This is a genomic window from Streptomyces sp. NPDC014870 (assembly GCF_043081505.1).
Lineage (GTDB): Bacteria > Actinomycetota > Actinomycetes > Streptomycetales > Streptomycetaceae > Streptomyces.
Map to the genome: position 1 here is coordinate 79,601 of NZ_JBIBWQ010000003.1, position 12,772 is coordinate 92,372.

Sequence of the window (12,772 nt, forward strand, 5' to 3'; positions counted from 1 at the left end):
GTTCCGGGCAACTGGGTAGCCCCGCTCCCGCCGCACCCCGCCGGATGTCGGCGCCCACCAAAGGGGAGTCTTCACCCGTACGGCATCTGCGGATCCCAGCGGCAGCACATCCTTGAAGCCTGCGGCGAGTCCGCACGCTGCCACGGTCCCGATCCCGCGAGGTGCGACAGCATGAAGTCCCGATCAACGCTGGCGACGTGGCTGAGCAACCTCGACGGCTGCCGTCTGGCACGCGTGCTGGAGACACGGAGGGACGCCGTGGCCCCTCCGGAGCCGCGCTCGGTGGGGGAACTGGCCGACCGTCTTCAGCGCCCGGGATCGGTGGCGCTTGCCCTGCCGCAGCTCGCGCTGCCGCATCTCCAGGTCGCCGAAGCGCTGGCGGCGCTGCGTGTGCCCGCGTCGCGAGATGCCCTGACGGAGCTGCTGGGAGCGGCCGACGGCGACAGCGCCCGCGAGCTGGAGGCTGTACTGGAAGCTCTGGCCGACCAGGCCCTGGTCTGGCCGGACGGCGCGGAGAAGTTCCGCATGGCCGGGCCGCTGCGGCAGGCGTGGGACGCGCCTCTGGGACTGGATGCCCCGCTGGCGGAACTGCTCGCGGGCACGACCTCCGACGAACTGCGCGGCATGCTTGTGGCACTGGGCGTCAAGCCGCCGGGCACCAAGTCGCAGCGCCTGACCGCGCTGGTGGAACACCACAGCGACACGGAGCGGGTCCGCTCCTTGGTCGCCAAGGCCCCTGCGGCGGCCCGGAAGCTGCTCGAAGGACGTGCGGAGGCCGGGCCGGCGGGGCCCGCGCGGTTCATCACGTTCGGGAGTCCGGGACCCGATCTCGAACCGGGCGCTCGATGGGCACTGGACCGGGGACTCCTGATCCAGGACCGCCACCGCTACGGCCCGGCCCGTATGCCCACCGAGGTGGCGCTCGCGCTGCGCGGGCCTGGCTGGCACGCCCCGTTCCAACCCGTCCCGCCTTCCGTGGGACTGGCGTCCATCACCCCGCGTGAGTTGGACCGCGAGGCGTCGGCCGCAGCCACGGCGTTCGCCACCCAGGCCGCCTCGGTCCTGTCGGCCTGCTCGACGACCGCACCGGCCCTGCTGAAGTCCGGCGGGATCGGTGCGCGTGAACTGGCCCGGATCGGCAAGGCCGCCCAGGCCGACGACGCCGTCGTACGCCTCGCCCTGGAGACCGCGCACGCCGCCGGGCTGCTGGCCCGGGACGGCGACCGCGTGGCCCCCACCGGGGCTTACGACACCTGGGCGAGGCAGGAACCCCCGGAGCAGTTCGCCGTACTGCTCCAGGCATGGCGGAACCTGCCGCTCACCCCCACCCAGGCGCGCGACGAGGACAACAAGGCTCTCCCCGCTCTCGCCGGCGCACCGCCTTGCAGCGGCTGTCCACAGGCCCGCCATGGGCTGCTGGACGCGGCCGCGCGGCTCCCGGCAGGGCAGGGCGTGCGGGTCGCGTCGGATCTAGGGCCCCTGATCGCCTGGCACCGCCCCCTCGCCGACTCGTCGCCGGACGGACCGCCGTTCGCCACTGTGATCCGCGAGGCCGAAATCCTCGGCGTACTCGCGCGAGGCGCCCTTTCCGCCATCGGCATCCACCTGCTGACCAGCGACGCGGAGGGGCTGGGTGTCGAGTGCCGGCGGCTGCTGCCCTCGGCCACTACTACGGCCCGGATCGGCGCCGACCTCACCGCCGTCGTCACCGGCACACCGTCCACGCGGCTGGCCGCACTCCTGGACTCCGTCGCCGACCGGGAGACCAGCAGCACGGCATCGGTGTGGCGGTTCAGCACCGGCAGCATCCGCCGGGCCTTGGACGCGGGCCGCGTCCCCGAGGACATCACGGCCGACCTGGCCGCCATCACCGCCGGGCCACTGCCCCAGCCGCTGGCGTACCTGATCGCCGACACCACACGAGGCCACGGGCGGGTACGCGTCGCCCCCGCCTCCTGCGTCCTCCACGGCGACGAGCCCGCCCTCCTGGCCGAACTCGCCGCCCACCGCAGGCTCGCCAAGCTCGGACTACGGCAGCTGGCGCCGACGGTACTGATCAGCCGCAGCCCGCTCGACACGACCCTCGCCACGCTCCGAGCCGAGGGATACGCTCCCGTCGCCGAGACCGCAGACGGCACAGTACGCATCGAGAAGGCCCGGCCTCGGCGGGCCGCCGCTGCCGTTCCGGCGCCGCGCGGCCCCAGGGCCAGGGGCGTCGGCCGGACCGCAGCCACGAGCACGGCGAAGGAATCCGCCGCCTTCGACCCGAGCACCTTGGCGGCCCGGCTGCTGGCCGCCCCGGCTCCCGAACCATCGCCACTCGACGGCGGAGCACCCTTCGCCACGGACACCGAGGAGATCGTCGCAGGGTGGGCGAAGCGCCTGCCGTACAGCGACATCCGCCAGCTCGCCCATGCCATCGACACCGGTCAGGCCATCACCGTCGAGTACGTCGCCACCTCGGGCAACCGGACCGTGCGCACCCTCAGCCATCTCGAACTCGATCCGCCCTACCTCGAAGCCTGGTGCCACCTTCGGGACGCCGAGCGCGTTTTCACTCTCGCCCGCATCCACAGCGTCATGTCGCCATAGCCCCGCGGACTCGGCCCGATCCCGTACCTCCCATGACACCAGTGACCCATGGGAGGTATAGTTGTCTCCATAGTTGATATAAAGGAGGTGTACAGTGAGTCGGACGGTGATCGACCTCGATGACGAGCTGGTGGCAGATGTAGCCAAGGCCCTGGGGACCAGCACCAAGAAGGAGACGGTCAACACGGCCCTGCGCGAGGTACTGGAGAACAGGCGGCGCGCCCTGGCTCTGACCCGCCTGCGCGCAGCCGCCACCGAAGGCGCGTTCGATCTGACACTCTTCGAGGACAAGCGAAACTACCGACGGTGAACGCCGCGCTCTACCTGATCGACACCAGCGCCCTCGTCCGGTTCATGCGGGGCGACGCGGAGCAGTACGGCTGGGACCAGGCGGCAGCCGCCGGCCTCATCGCCACGTGCCCCATCACGGAGCTGGAGTTCTTCTACAGCGCCCGATCGGCCGCCGACCGGGCACGCGGCATCGAGGACGTCCGCCTGATCTTCGGCTGGGTCCCTGTTGACGACCGCGCCTACGACCGGGCCTGGCAGGTCCAGGAGGCCCTCACCAAACAAGGCAAGCACCGCAGCGCCGGTGCAGTGGATCTCGTCGTCGCCGCGACCGCCGAGTTGCAGGGACTCACACTCCTGCACTGTGACCACGACTTCGAGTGCATCGCCGCAGTAACCGGCCAACCCCTCCAGTGGTACGGCCCCGAGGGGCGTACGTAGTCGAGCGGTCGTTGCAGTTCTGGTTGCATTCGCCCCCGTGCGGGGCCGTCCGCCAGGTAGCGCTCCAGTCACTCCACCCCAGGTCAGGACGAGTACAACCCCGGCCGGACCGCCGCACGAACATTTGGAAAGCGTGTTGGGGGCAACCCCTCACGAGTTCGAATCTCGTATCCTCCGCCAGCCCAGAGGGCCGGACCGCATCAGCGGTCCGGCCCTCTGGCGTTTGCCCTGCGCCCTAGGGAGCGAGGCGCAGGGCGAGGCCGTCGAGGATGACGTCGAGGCCGTACGCGAACTTGGCGTCGCGGTTGGCGACCGGATCCGCCGTGAGGGCCGCCGACTCGTAGGCCTCGACCAGGTGTTCGTGGTCGGACGCGGCCTGCTGGGCGGCGGGGGTGAGGCGGGCGATGAAGTCGATCTCCGTCTCGCCGGATCGCGCGACCGTCGTGAGCCAGGCGGCCTCCGTCGTGCTCATGCCGATGACGTACCCCAGGAGGGCCTCGATCGCGCGGCTCGGCTCGGGGAACCCGACGTTGGTGAAGAGGGCCGCCAGCCGCTCCGAGTACGCCATGAGATTGGGGCCCAGGTAGGCGAGGCCCGCCTGCCCGAGCACCGAGGACAGCCAGGGGTGGCGCAGGGCCGCCGCACGGAACGACCCGGCGGCCTCCGCGGCGGCGGCGCGCCAGTCCGGGCTGTCGGCGGGCGGTACGGAGATCTCGCCGAAGACCTCGTCGACGGCCAGCTCCATCAGCTCGTCCTTGGTGGCGACGTGCCGGTAGAGAGAGGTCGCGCCGGCGTTGAGGCGGGCGCCGAGCTTGCGCATGCTCAGCGCCTCGATCCCGTCGGCGTCCAGCATGACGATCGCCTCGCGGACGATCGAGGCGCGGCTGAGCGCGGGCTGTTCGGCGGGCGACTGCTGCCGGGCCCATACGGACGGGATGGGGTTCGCCGGGCTGTTCGCCTTGGACGGGGCGTTCGCCGCCCTGGTCGGCGCCTTGACCTCCTTCGCCTTCACCTTCGCCTTCGTCGGCTGGGGCGGGTTCGTCTTCTCGGCCATGTGAACCTCCGCGATGGCTGCGTACAGCGTGCGCATTCAGCGTACAGGAGCGAGGGCTTGCGCACGGTGTACGCGTCTGCGTACAGTGTTCGCACCGAAGGAACACCGTGCGCAGCCAAGAGGAACACGAGGAACCCCCATGGAAACCGTCCGCAATCCACGCCGCTGGTGGATCCTCGTCGTGCTGTGCCTCAGCACGCTGGTCCTGGTCGTCGACAGCATGGCGCTCACCGTCGCGGTCCCCTCGATGACCGCCGACATCGGCGCGAGCGCCACCGACATCCAGTGGATCCTCGACTCCTACATCCTGGTCTTCGCCGGACTGCTGCTGACCTCCGGAAGCCTCGGCGACCGGTTCGGGCGCCGGAAGGTCATGATCATCGGCCTGCTGCTCTTCGGACTCGCCTCACTCGCGGCGACCTTCTCCGACGAGCCCGGTGAGGTCATCGCCGTACGCATCGCGATGGGTGTCGGCGGCGCGCTGATCATGCCGTCGACCCTGTCGATCCTCATCACCGTCTTCGAGGAGGACGAGCGCAGCAAGGCGATGGCGGCCTGGGGTTCGGTGTCGATGCTCGGCCTGGTCGGCAGCCCGGTACTCGGCGGCGTCCTCATCGACCACTTCTCGTGGCAGTCCATCTTCCTCATCAACGTGCCGGTCGTGATCCTCGCCGTCGTCGCCGCGCTCACCCTCATGCCGGAGTCCAAGGGCCCCTGGCAGAAGGCCGACCCGCTCGGCGCGATCCTGTCGGCGGTCGGCATGACCGCGCTCATCTGGTGGATCATCGAGATCCCGCAGCACGGCGCCTTCGAGGGCCGGGGGCTCATCACGCTGGTGGTCGCGGTCGTCACCCTCGCCGGGTTCGTGATCTGGGAGAACGTCACCGACTCGCCGATGGTCCCGCTGGTCCTCTTCAAGCACCGGAACTTCAGCGGCGGTTCGCTCTCGCTGACCCTGGTCCAGATCGGCAACGGCGGTCTGCTGCTGGTCCTCACCCAGTACCTGCAGTTCGTGCTCGGCTACTCCCCCGTCAAGGCGGGCCTCGCCTTCGTGCCGCTCGCCCTCGCCGCCCTGATCGGCAACGGGGCCGGCGCCGGACTCTCCGCGAAGATCGGCTACCGGCCGCTGATCGTGGGCGGCCTGCTGGTGATGGCCGGCTCGTTCGGCCTCCTGACCACCGTCGACGCGACCTCGGGCTTCACGGTCCCGGCGATCGGCCTGGGCCTCCTCGGCCTCGGCGCGGGCCTCGCGATGCCGGCGGCGGTCGGCGCGCTGATGGGCACGATCCCGGAGGAGAAGGCGGGCGTGGGCTCGGCCCTCAACGACACGATCCAGCAGGCCGGCACGGCCCTCGGCATCGCGATCCTCGGCTCCCTCCTCTCCAGCCGCTTCGCCTCGGAGATGCCCTCCGACGCCCCGGAGCAGGCCAAGCACTCCATCGGCGGCGCCCTCGCGGCGGCGGGCGGGGACGGCACCCTGGCGAACGCGGCCCGGGAGGCCTTCACGACCTCCATGTCGGCGACGTTCACGATCAGCGCGATCGGCGTCCTCGCGGCGGCGGTACTGGCGGCGGTCGTGATGCGGGACGCGAAGCCGAACGACGAGGCGAAGGACGCCCTCACGGCAGACCAGGAACTCGCCGCCTGACGACAGCCCTGCGCGGGCAGCACACGGTGGAAGGCCCCGACCGGGGAACCGGTCGGGGCCTTCGCCGTACGGAGCGCCGAGCACCGACGCGGAGGCGTACTGATGTGGTGATGTCACCGGTTCGAGGGGTCCCACCAGGCAGTGACGTTCCGCCCGACACTTCGTTCTGTGATCGCTGGAACACTTTCCGCTACACCCGGTGGGGGTGTGCTGCTTGCTCTCAAGGCGGAGGAAACGTGCGGAAGTTGACGACGGTTGCGGTTGCGGCGGGGCTGTTCCTGGGGGGAGTGGGGGCAGCGGTGGCGGATTCGTGGCACAAGCTGCCGGCCATGGAAACCCCCGGTCTCACCGCCGGGGGCGACTACAAGTGGGAGCCCCGGGGGCAGAACCACGGCGGGTTCCACTTCAAGTTGACGCTCACGGATGCCGATCCCGCGGACGGACACAACGTCTACGTGGAGACCAAGGTCGAGGGGTACAGCTGGAGCCGCATCTACGGCGTACAGCGGAAGTCCGTCCGCCTGGACAAGGTGATCTATGACGGTGCCGCCCAGTACACGAACGAGGCATGGCTTCGCGCCTGCCGCGACCGCGGGTCCCTTCGCCCGGACAACTGCGCTCAGACCTTGCGTTACCACCGCTCGGATGCAGCACGCCGATAACCGCAGCCGAGGGATACGGAGGCCGCTCGGGTGGCGGCCTTCTCAGCAAGGGAGTTCGCACCACGATGGACGCCATCCTCCGCGCCAAGGGCGTGGATCTCTTCTACGGGCCGCAGCAAGCTGTCAGCGGCGCCGACTTCTCGCTGAAGCGCGGGGAGGTGGCGGCCATCATGGGAAGCAGCGGCTCGGGGAAGTCATCTCTCCTGTACTGCCTCGCGGGGGTGCTCGCACCGTCCAACGGAACCGTGTCGTTCGACGGGGTCTCCCTCGCGAGCCTCTCCGACGACGAGCTGAGCAGACTGCGCCGCGAGCGGTTCGGGTTCGTCTTCCAGTACGGGGAGTTGCTGCCCGAACTGACCGTGGAGGAGAACGCCGCGCTCCCGCTGCGCCTCGCCGGCCAGCGGAAGGCTCCTGCGCACGCGGCGGCCGGCGAGGTGCTCGGACGGCTGGGCATGACCGAGCTGCTGCAGCGCAGGACTTCGCAGCTGTCCGGCGGGCAGAGCCAGCGGGTCGCCGTCGCCCGGGCTCTCGTGCACCGGCCCGACGTCGTGTTCGCGGACGAGCCGACGGGTGCGCTCGACAGCGTCAACGCCTCGGCCGTGCTGGAGGAGTTCCTTCGGCTGGCCCGGGATCAGGGAACCGCCGTGGTCATCGTGACGCACGACGCGACCGTGGCCGAGCACGCCGACAGCCGGTACACCATGACGGACGGGACCTTGAAGTGAATCCCTTCCTGCTCGGCATGCGGCTGCTGTGGCGTGGCGGACGCCGAGGCCGAGTCCGGTTCCTGCTCATGACGTTCGGCTGCTCGCTCGGCGTGGCCTGCCTCGCCGCCGTACTCACCATTCCGGCGATCCTCGCCGCTCATGACGAGCGGTCGGCCGCTCGACAGCCGCGGACCAACTACGAGCTGGAAGAGGGCTGGTCTGCAGCCGACACGCTCGCGATCAGCCGTGCCGACGCCTACGGGTCGCAGCCGCTCCACCGGCTGTTCGTCGCCCGCCCGGAGACCGGACCGGCGCCGGTTCCTCCGGGCATCGACAGGCTGCCCGCCGCCGGAGAAGTGATCGTCTCCCCGCGTCTGCGGGAGGTTCTGGCGGAATCGCCAGGAGTCGCCGGGCTCCTGCCGGGACGGCTGAGCGGCACGATCAGGCCGGACGGGCTCGCCGGGCCCGACGATCTGTTCGCCTACATCGGCACAACGCACACCCAGATTCCGGAAGAGGGCGCGCAACGCGTGGACTCCTTCGGCTCGCGCTATGCCGCCCACGAAGTGGTCGAGCAGTCCACCCTCGACATTCTGAGGTTCACGCTGGCCTGTGTGGTCCTGCTGCCTCTCGTGGTGTTCCTGTCGGTGTGCGCCCGGCTCTCGGCGGAGTCACGCGCACGCAGGCTCGCCGCGCTGCGGCTCGTGGGCCTGAGCATGAAGGACACCTTGCGGGTCAACGCCGGCGAGACCGTGTCGGCGGCCTTCATCGGAGCGCTGCTCGGTATCGGCGGATACCTCGTCGTCAACGAGATCATGGCGAGGGTCGGACTGCCCGGTCTTCATTGGTACCCAGCGGACGGGCGCCCCGAGGGCAGCACACTCGTCGCCTGCCTGGTCCTCTGTCCGGCACTCGCCTGGTTCGTCGGACGCCACAGCGCCCGAGCGGCCGCGCGGACCCCCCTCAACGTCCGGCGCACTGCCGAGCGCAAGCCTCCGAAGATGTACGGAACGCTGCTGCTCGTGCCGGGGCTCGGCATCATCGGTGGCTACTGCGCCCTCAGCGTGCTGGGGCGCGATCCGTCCGGCGGCTCCTCCAACACCGTCCTCATCCCCGCCGCTGTCCTACTGACGGGCGCGGGGCTGGTACTCGGGTTGCCGCCGATCACGGCCTGGCTCGCCCGCAGACTGGCCGCCACCGCACGGTCGCTGCCCCTGTCGCTCGCGATGCGCCGCACCGAGGTCGAGCCGGGTGCGTCGCTGCGCGTCGTCACGGGACTCGTCTTGCTCGTCTACGCGACGTCCCTCACCCAGGGCGTCCTCGTGGAGCTCAGCCAGGTGAGCCGGAACACCGCGCCCGTGCAGGAGTACAGGATCGGCCTCGCCGAGCTGACCCCGCAGCAGCGGAAGAGGATGACGCAGGTGCCGGGAGTGACAGCCCACGGGATCGCCGCCGATTCCTGGAGTCCCACCGACGGCGGCTTTCACCACGGGATCGATGTAGCCGTGGCAACCTGCGCCCAGCTCGCCGCGTTCAGCGAGTCGTCCCGCGGCTGTGTCGACGGAAAGCCGCTTCACCTGTTCCATCCCGGCTACACGGCCAACGAGGATGCCCGACCAGGCAGGACGTACCCAGTACTCCTGGACAACGGCCAGAAGGTCCCGGTCGTCGTTCCCCACGAGAGGCTCACGGTTCACACATACGAGACGTACGACTTCGGGAACGTGGACGTCCTCATCCCGCCCTCCCACCTCCCGCCCGGCACCCTCCCCGCCCAAGGGCACCTCGTTCTCGCCTCGGCCTCCGATCCGGGAACCGTCCGTACCGTCCTCGACGGCATCGGGGCCATCGCGCCCACCGCCGAGGTCCAGCCCGTCGGGGTCGTCGTCGAGTCGCTTGCTCAGCTCACCGTCATTCGTAGCCTGCTCGGGGCCGGGATGGTGCTCGGGCTGGTGATCAGTGTGGCCGCGTTCGTCGTGTCCGTGGCGGATCGGGCCATGGAGCGGCGGGGGCAGGTGGCCGCGCTCGTGTTGCTCGGGGCTCGGGCCGGGACGTTGCGGGTGGTGCAGTGTGTGCAGGTGGTCGTGCCGCTCGGGGTGGGGTTGGGGGCCGCCGTGGTGACCGGGTGGCTCGCGGAGTCGAGTTATCTGATCACCGGGGGCGGGGCCGTGCACTGGGACTGGAGTGGGTTGCCGCTGCTGCTCGCCTGTTGTCTCGGGGTGTTGCTCGCCGCCGGGCTCTCCGCGCTGCCCCTCGTGCGTCGGCACGTCGACCCCGAGCACATCCGGCGGGACTAGGGACCGTACGACCTGTGCGACCTGTACCACCTGCCTGACCCGTCCGACCCTGTTCCGCCGGGCACGGCCTACGGCCTTCTGAGGAGGCTCTCCAGTTCGTCCCTCGCCGCCTCGTAGCCCGCGTCGGCGATGCGCTGGAGTTCGCGCAGGTCGGCCGCCTTTGTCGCGCGGCGGGTCAGGAGGGCGCCTGCGTGCATGGAGCCCTCGTCCAGGAGCTCGCTCAGTTCGTCGACGTCGTCGGCCTCGTCGGCCAGGTCTGCCAGGCGGTCCAGGGCCGTCTCGTTGCCCTCGTCGGCCAGGTCGCGGAGGGTCGCTCTGTCCGGCCTGGGCGGGCTGGGCGGGCCGGCCGGTGTGTCGGGGGTCTCTCGGGGGTTCGTCGTCATGGCATCCATGGTGCGAGCCTGCCCCTGGGGCAGGGTCAAGTGGGACGATCGGACCGTGATCACCATCGGGCAGCTGGCCTCCTACGTCGGTGTTTCCGTCAAGACCGTCCGCGTCTATCACGCCAAGGGGCTCCTCCCCGAGCCCGAGCGCGATGCCTCCGGATACCGCCGCTACAGCGCCGGCGACGCCATCGCGCTCATCAAGATCCGGACGCTCGCCGAGGCCGGTGTCCCGCTGGTCCGGATCCGGGAGCTGCTGACCGCTTCCGACACAGAGTTCCAGCAGGCGCTCCGCGAGATCGACGACGCGCTCGTCGCGCGCATCCGGGACCTGCGGGCCACGCAGAAGCGCCTGCGGAAGCTCTCCGCCGGGCGGCTCGCGCCCCTGCCCGCCGAGGTCGTCGACCATCTGGAGCAGCTGGGCCGCTGGGGGTTCACGGATCGCTGGGTCGACCTGCAGCGCGACCTCTGGATCCTCGTCTTCGCCACCCATCCCGAGAGCGCCGACGCCCTCTTCCGCGACCAGGCGCAGAGCCTCGCCCGCCCCGAGTTCCGGCAGCTCTTCCTCGCGTACGACCGCGCCCACGATCTCGACGCCGACGATCCCACCCTCCCCGACCTCGCCCGCCGCATCCGCGCCGCCACCCAGGAGCGTTACGGGTCTTCCGCTCCGGCCCAGGTCGACGCCGCCTCCCCCATCCCCGCCCTCGTCCAGGACGATGTGAACGCCTCCTCCCCCGCCTGGCGGCGGATCGACACGCTCCTGCGGGGAACCGGCTCCTGACCACGTCGGCTGGGCCATGCTTGGCGCATGGGGAACGACGCGGGGCGGACCCGCCGTATCGACGCGGACGAACGCAGGGCCCGGCTCGCCGTACGGCATCGGCTGGCCGGAGCGGCGCGGGCGGCGGACGTGGCGGAGGTGGCCGGGTCGCTCGTGGCGCTGCACGCGACCGACCCCGCCAGCGTCTTCCTCGCCGTCGGGGCCCGGCTGGGCGGGAAGCAGGGCGTCGAGGGGCCGGTCGCGGGGCTGGAGAAGGCCCTGTACGAGGACCGGACGCTGACCCGGATGCACGGCATGCGGCACACGATCTTCGTCTTCCCGACTGCCCTCGTTCCCACCGTGCACGCCTCCACCACCCGCGATGTCGCCACCCGCGAGCGCGCCATGCTCCTCAAGGACCTCGCCAAGGGGAGTGAGTACGACGAAGGTTGGCTGGCCGAGACCGAGCGGTTGGTGCTCGACGAGCTGGCCGTACGGGGCGAGGCCACCGGGGCCGAGCTCGGCAGGGCCGTGCCACGCCTTCGCTCGCAGTACATGTACGGGGTCGGCACCCGCCAGGAGGGGCCGCAGTCGCTCTCCAGCCGCCTGCTGCGGGTCCTCGGCATGGAGGGGCGGATCGCGCGCGGCCGCCCGCAGGGGATGTGGACCTCCAGCCAGTTCCGGTGGGCTCCGACGACCGAACGCCCCGACCCCTCCGACGAGTTCGCCCACGCCGATCTCGTACGGCAGTGGCTCGCCGCCTGCGGTCCGGCGACCGAGGCAGACCTGAAGTGGTGGACCGGGTGGAAGGTCACCGACGTCCGCAAGGCGCTCGCGGCGATCGGCGCGGTACCGGTGGAACTGGCCGAGGGCACCGGCCACGTCCTGCCGGACGACCTCGAACCCGTACGGGCAGCCGACCTGGACCCCTGGGCCGCGTTGCTGCCCGCGCTCGACCCCACGGCGATGGGCTGGCAGTACCGCGACTGGTACACCGACCCCGCGCACAAGGCCGCGCTCTTCGACCGCAACGGCAACATCGGCCCGACGGTGTGGTGGAACGGACGCGTCGTCGGCGGCTGGGCCCAGCGGCCCGACGGCGAGATCGCGCTCCGGTTCCTCGGCGACGACGGGGGCGCCGACGCCAGGGCCGCCGCCGAGGCCGAGGCGGAACGGCTGCGCGGCTGGGTGGGGGACGTCCGGGTCACGCCCCGCTTCCGTACGCCCCTGGAGCGGGAGCTGTCCGGGCCCTGAGCCCCGAGCGCGCGAGCTGTCCGGATCCTGAGCCCCGAGCGCGCGAGCTCACCGGATCCTGAGCCCCGAGCGCGCGAGCCTTCCGGGCTCTGAGCCCCGCCGCCCGGTGCCCGCCGGTTCGCCCCTTCTGGTTCCCCTGGGTGGAATCCCCGGGAAATTCCTGCGGAGCCTCGGCGAGGTGTCGAGAATCGGATCCCCGCTCCGACGTCCCCTGTGAAGGAAACGAACCGACCAAGGAGTACGTCATGAAGTACCTCGTCATGGTGCAGGGATCCCAGGCCGACTACGACACCATGTCCGGCAAGCGCCCCGGTCAGGGCCCCGCCTGGAGCGAGAAGGACCTGCAGGCGATGTTCGAGCACATGGGGTCCATCAACAACGACCTCGCCGAGTCGGGCGAGCTCGTCGACGCGCAGGGGCTCGTCGAGCCCCGGCTCACCCGTCACGTGAGCGTCGACAAGGCCGGGCAGCCGGTGATCACCGACGGGCCGTACAGCGAGACGAAGGAACTGCTGGCCGGCTATTGGATTCTCGACTGCGCGAGCCTGGAACGGGTCACCGAGATCGCCGCGCGCGTCGCCCGCTGCCCGCAGCCCGAAGGGGCGCCGGAGTACCCGATCGTGATCCGCCAGATCGACCAGCGGTCCGAGGCCGACCTGGCCGAGGACTGGAGCACGAACTGA

At 70.9% G+C, this 12,772-nt stretch carries 12 protein-coding genes; 10 read left to right on the forward strand and 2 right to left on the reverse strand.

Going from position 1 to position 12,772, the window contains the following annotated elements; all coding sequences use genetic code 11:
- Positions 1–171: 171 nt before the first annotated feature.
- The 3 genes from ACF09C_RS08865 to ACF09C_RS08875 all read left to right on the forward strand — a co-directional run bounded on the left by ACF09C_RS08865 (position 172) and on the right by ACF09C_RS08875 (position 3,321).
- Entirely contained in the window at positions 172–2,592 is a 2,421-nt protein-coding gene (locus ACF09C_RS08865; protein WP_392090432.1) for a helicase C-terminal domain-containing protein, read from the forward strand.
- Positions 2,593–2,686: 94 nt separating this feature from the next.
- Positions 2,687–2,902: a type II toxin-antitoxin system VapB family antitoxin gene (locus ACF09C_RS08870; protein WP_285527918.1), complete on the forward strand. Its 216-nt coding sequence runs from the start codon at positions 2,687–2,689 to the stop codon at positions 2,900–2,902.
- Positions 2,899–3,321 (forward strand): PIN domain nuclease, encoded by a 423-nt coding sequence (locus tag ACF09C_RS08875; RefSeq protein ID WP_392090435.1) that lies wholly within the window; start codon positions 2,899–2,901, stop codon positions 3,319–3,321. The genes ACF09C_RS08870 and ACF09C_RS08875 overlap by 4 nt, the downstream gene beginning before the upstream one ends.
- Before the next feature lie 235 nt (positions 3,322–3,556).
- Here ACF09C_RS08875 and ACF09C_RS08880 read toward each other — a convergent pair whose 3' ends face one another.
- Positions 3,557–4,375 (reverse strand): TetR/AcrR family transcriptional regulator C-terminal domain-containing protein, encoded by an 819-nt coding sequence (locus tag ACF09C_RS08880; RefSeq protein ID WP_392090437.1) that lies wholly within the window; start codon positions 4,373–4,375, stop codon positions 3,557–3,559.
- 139 nt (positions 4,376–4,514) lie between these two features.
- On the opposite strand from ACF09C_RS08880, the gene ACF09C_RS08885 reads away from it, so the two are divergent.
- The 4 genes from ACF09C_RS08885 to ACF09C_RS08900 all read left to right on the forward strand — a co-directional run bounded on the left by ACF09C_RS08885 (position 4,515) and on the right by ACF09C_RS08900 (position 9,689).
- Positions 4,515–6,023, forward strand: coding sequence for an MFS transporter (locus ACF09C_RS08885; RefSeq protein ID WP_392090440.1), 1,509 nt, complete (start codon positions 4,515–4,517; stop codon positions 6,021–6,023).
- Positions 6,024–6,352: 329 nt separating this feature from the next.
- A complete protein-coding gene (locus ACF09C_RS08890; protein ID WP_392090442.1) occupies positions 6,353–6,685 on the forward strand; it encodes a hypothetical protein in 333 nt (110 codons plus the stop codon).
- A gap of 65 nt (positions 6,686–6,750) precedes the next feature.
- Entirely contained in the window at positions 6,751–7,410 is a 660-nt protein-coding gene (locus tag ACF09C_RS08895; RefSeq protein ID WP_392090445.1) for an ABC transporter ATP-binding protein, read from the forward strand.
- Positions 7,407–9,689 (forward strand): FtsX-like permease family protein, encoded by a 2,283-nt coding sequence (locus ACF09C_RS08900; RefSeq protein WP_392090448.1) that lies wholly within the window; start codon positions 7,407–7,409, stop codon positions 9,687–9,689. The genes ACF09C_RS08895 and ACF09C_RS08900 overlap by 4 nt, the downstream gene beginning before the upstream one ends.
- Before the next feature lie 68 nt (positions 9,690–9,757).
- Here ACF09C_RS08900 and ACF09C_RS08905 read toward each other — a convergent pair whose 3' ends face one another.
- Positions 9,758–10,072 (reverse strand): hypothetical protein, encoded by a 315-nt coding sequence (locus ACF09C_RS08905; protein WP_392090451.1) that lies wholly within the window; start codon positions 10,070–10,072, stop codon positions 9,758–9,760.
- 55 nt (positions 10,073–10,127) lie between these two features.
- Between ACF09C_RS08905 and ACF09C_RS08910 the strand changes: the two genes are divergently transcribed.
- From ACF09C_RS08910 to ACF09C_RS08920, 3 genes are all read left to right on the forward strand, one after another.
- Positions 10,128–10,856 carry a MerR family transcriptional regulator gene (locus ACF09C_RS08910; RefSeq protein WP_392090454.1) on the forward strand — a complete coding sequence of 243 codons (729 nt, stop codon included), beginning with the start codon at positions 10,128–10,130 and terminating at the stop codon, positions 10,854–10,856.
- A gap of 27 nt (positions 10,857–10,883) precedes the next feature.
- Positions 10,884–12,089: a winged helix DNA-binding domain-containing protein gene (locus ACF09C_RS08915; RefSeq protein ID WP_392090456.1), complete on the forward strand. Its 1,206-nt coding sequence runs from the start codon at positions 10,884–10,886 to the stop codon at positions 12,087–12,089.
- 245 nt (positions 12,090–12,334) lie between these two features.
- Positions 12,335–12,772, forward strand: a complete 438-nt coding sequence (locus ACF09C_RS08920) for a YciI family protein (protein ID WP_392090459.1) — start codon at positions 12,335–12,337, stop codon at positions 12,770–12,772.

What these genes read in the sequence shown, in the direction of transcription:
- ACF09C_RS08885 (WP_392090440.1), top strand. Translation starts at nt 4,515, where the DNA reads ATGGAAACCGTCCGCAATCCACGCCGCTGGTGGATCCTCGTCGTGCTG.
- ACF09C_RS08895 (WP_392090445.1), top strand. Translation starts at nt 6,751, where the DNA reads ATGGACGCCATCCTCCGCGCCAAGGGCGTGGATCTCTTCTACGGGCCG.
- ACF09C_RS08865 (WP_392090432.1), top strand. Translation starts at nt 172, where the DNA reads ATGAAGTCCCGATCAACGCTGGCGACGTGGCTGAGCAACCTCGACGGC.
- ACF09C_RS08890 (WP_392090442.1), top strand. Translation starts at nt 6,353, where the DNA reads ATGGAAACCCCCGGTCTCACCGCCGGGGGCGACTACAAGTGGGAGCCC.
- ACF09C_RS08915 (WP_392090456.1), top strand. Translation starts at nt 10,884, where the DNA reads ATGGGGAACGACGCGGGGCGGACCCGCCGTATCGACGCGGACGAACGC.
- ACF09C_RS08905 (WP_392090451.1), bottom strand. Translation starts at nt 10,072, where the DNA reads ATGACGACGAACCCCCGAGAGACCCCCGACACACCGGCCGGCCCGCCC.
- ACF09C_RS08880 (WP_392090437.1), bottom strand. Translation starts at nt 4,375, where the DNA reads ATGGCCGAGAAGACGAACCCGCCCCAGCCGACGAAGGCGAAGGTGAAG.
- ACF09C_RS08920 (WP_392090459.1), top strand. Translation starts at nt 12,335, where the DNA reads ATGAAGTACCTCGTCATGGTGCAGGGATCCCAGGCCGACTACGACACC.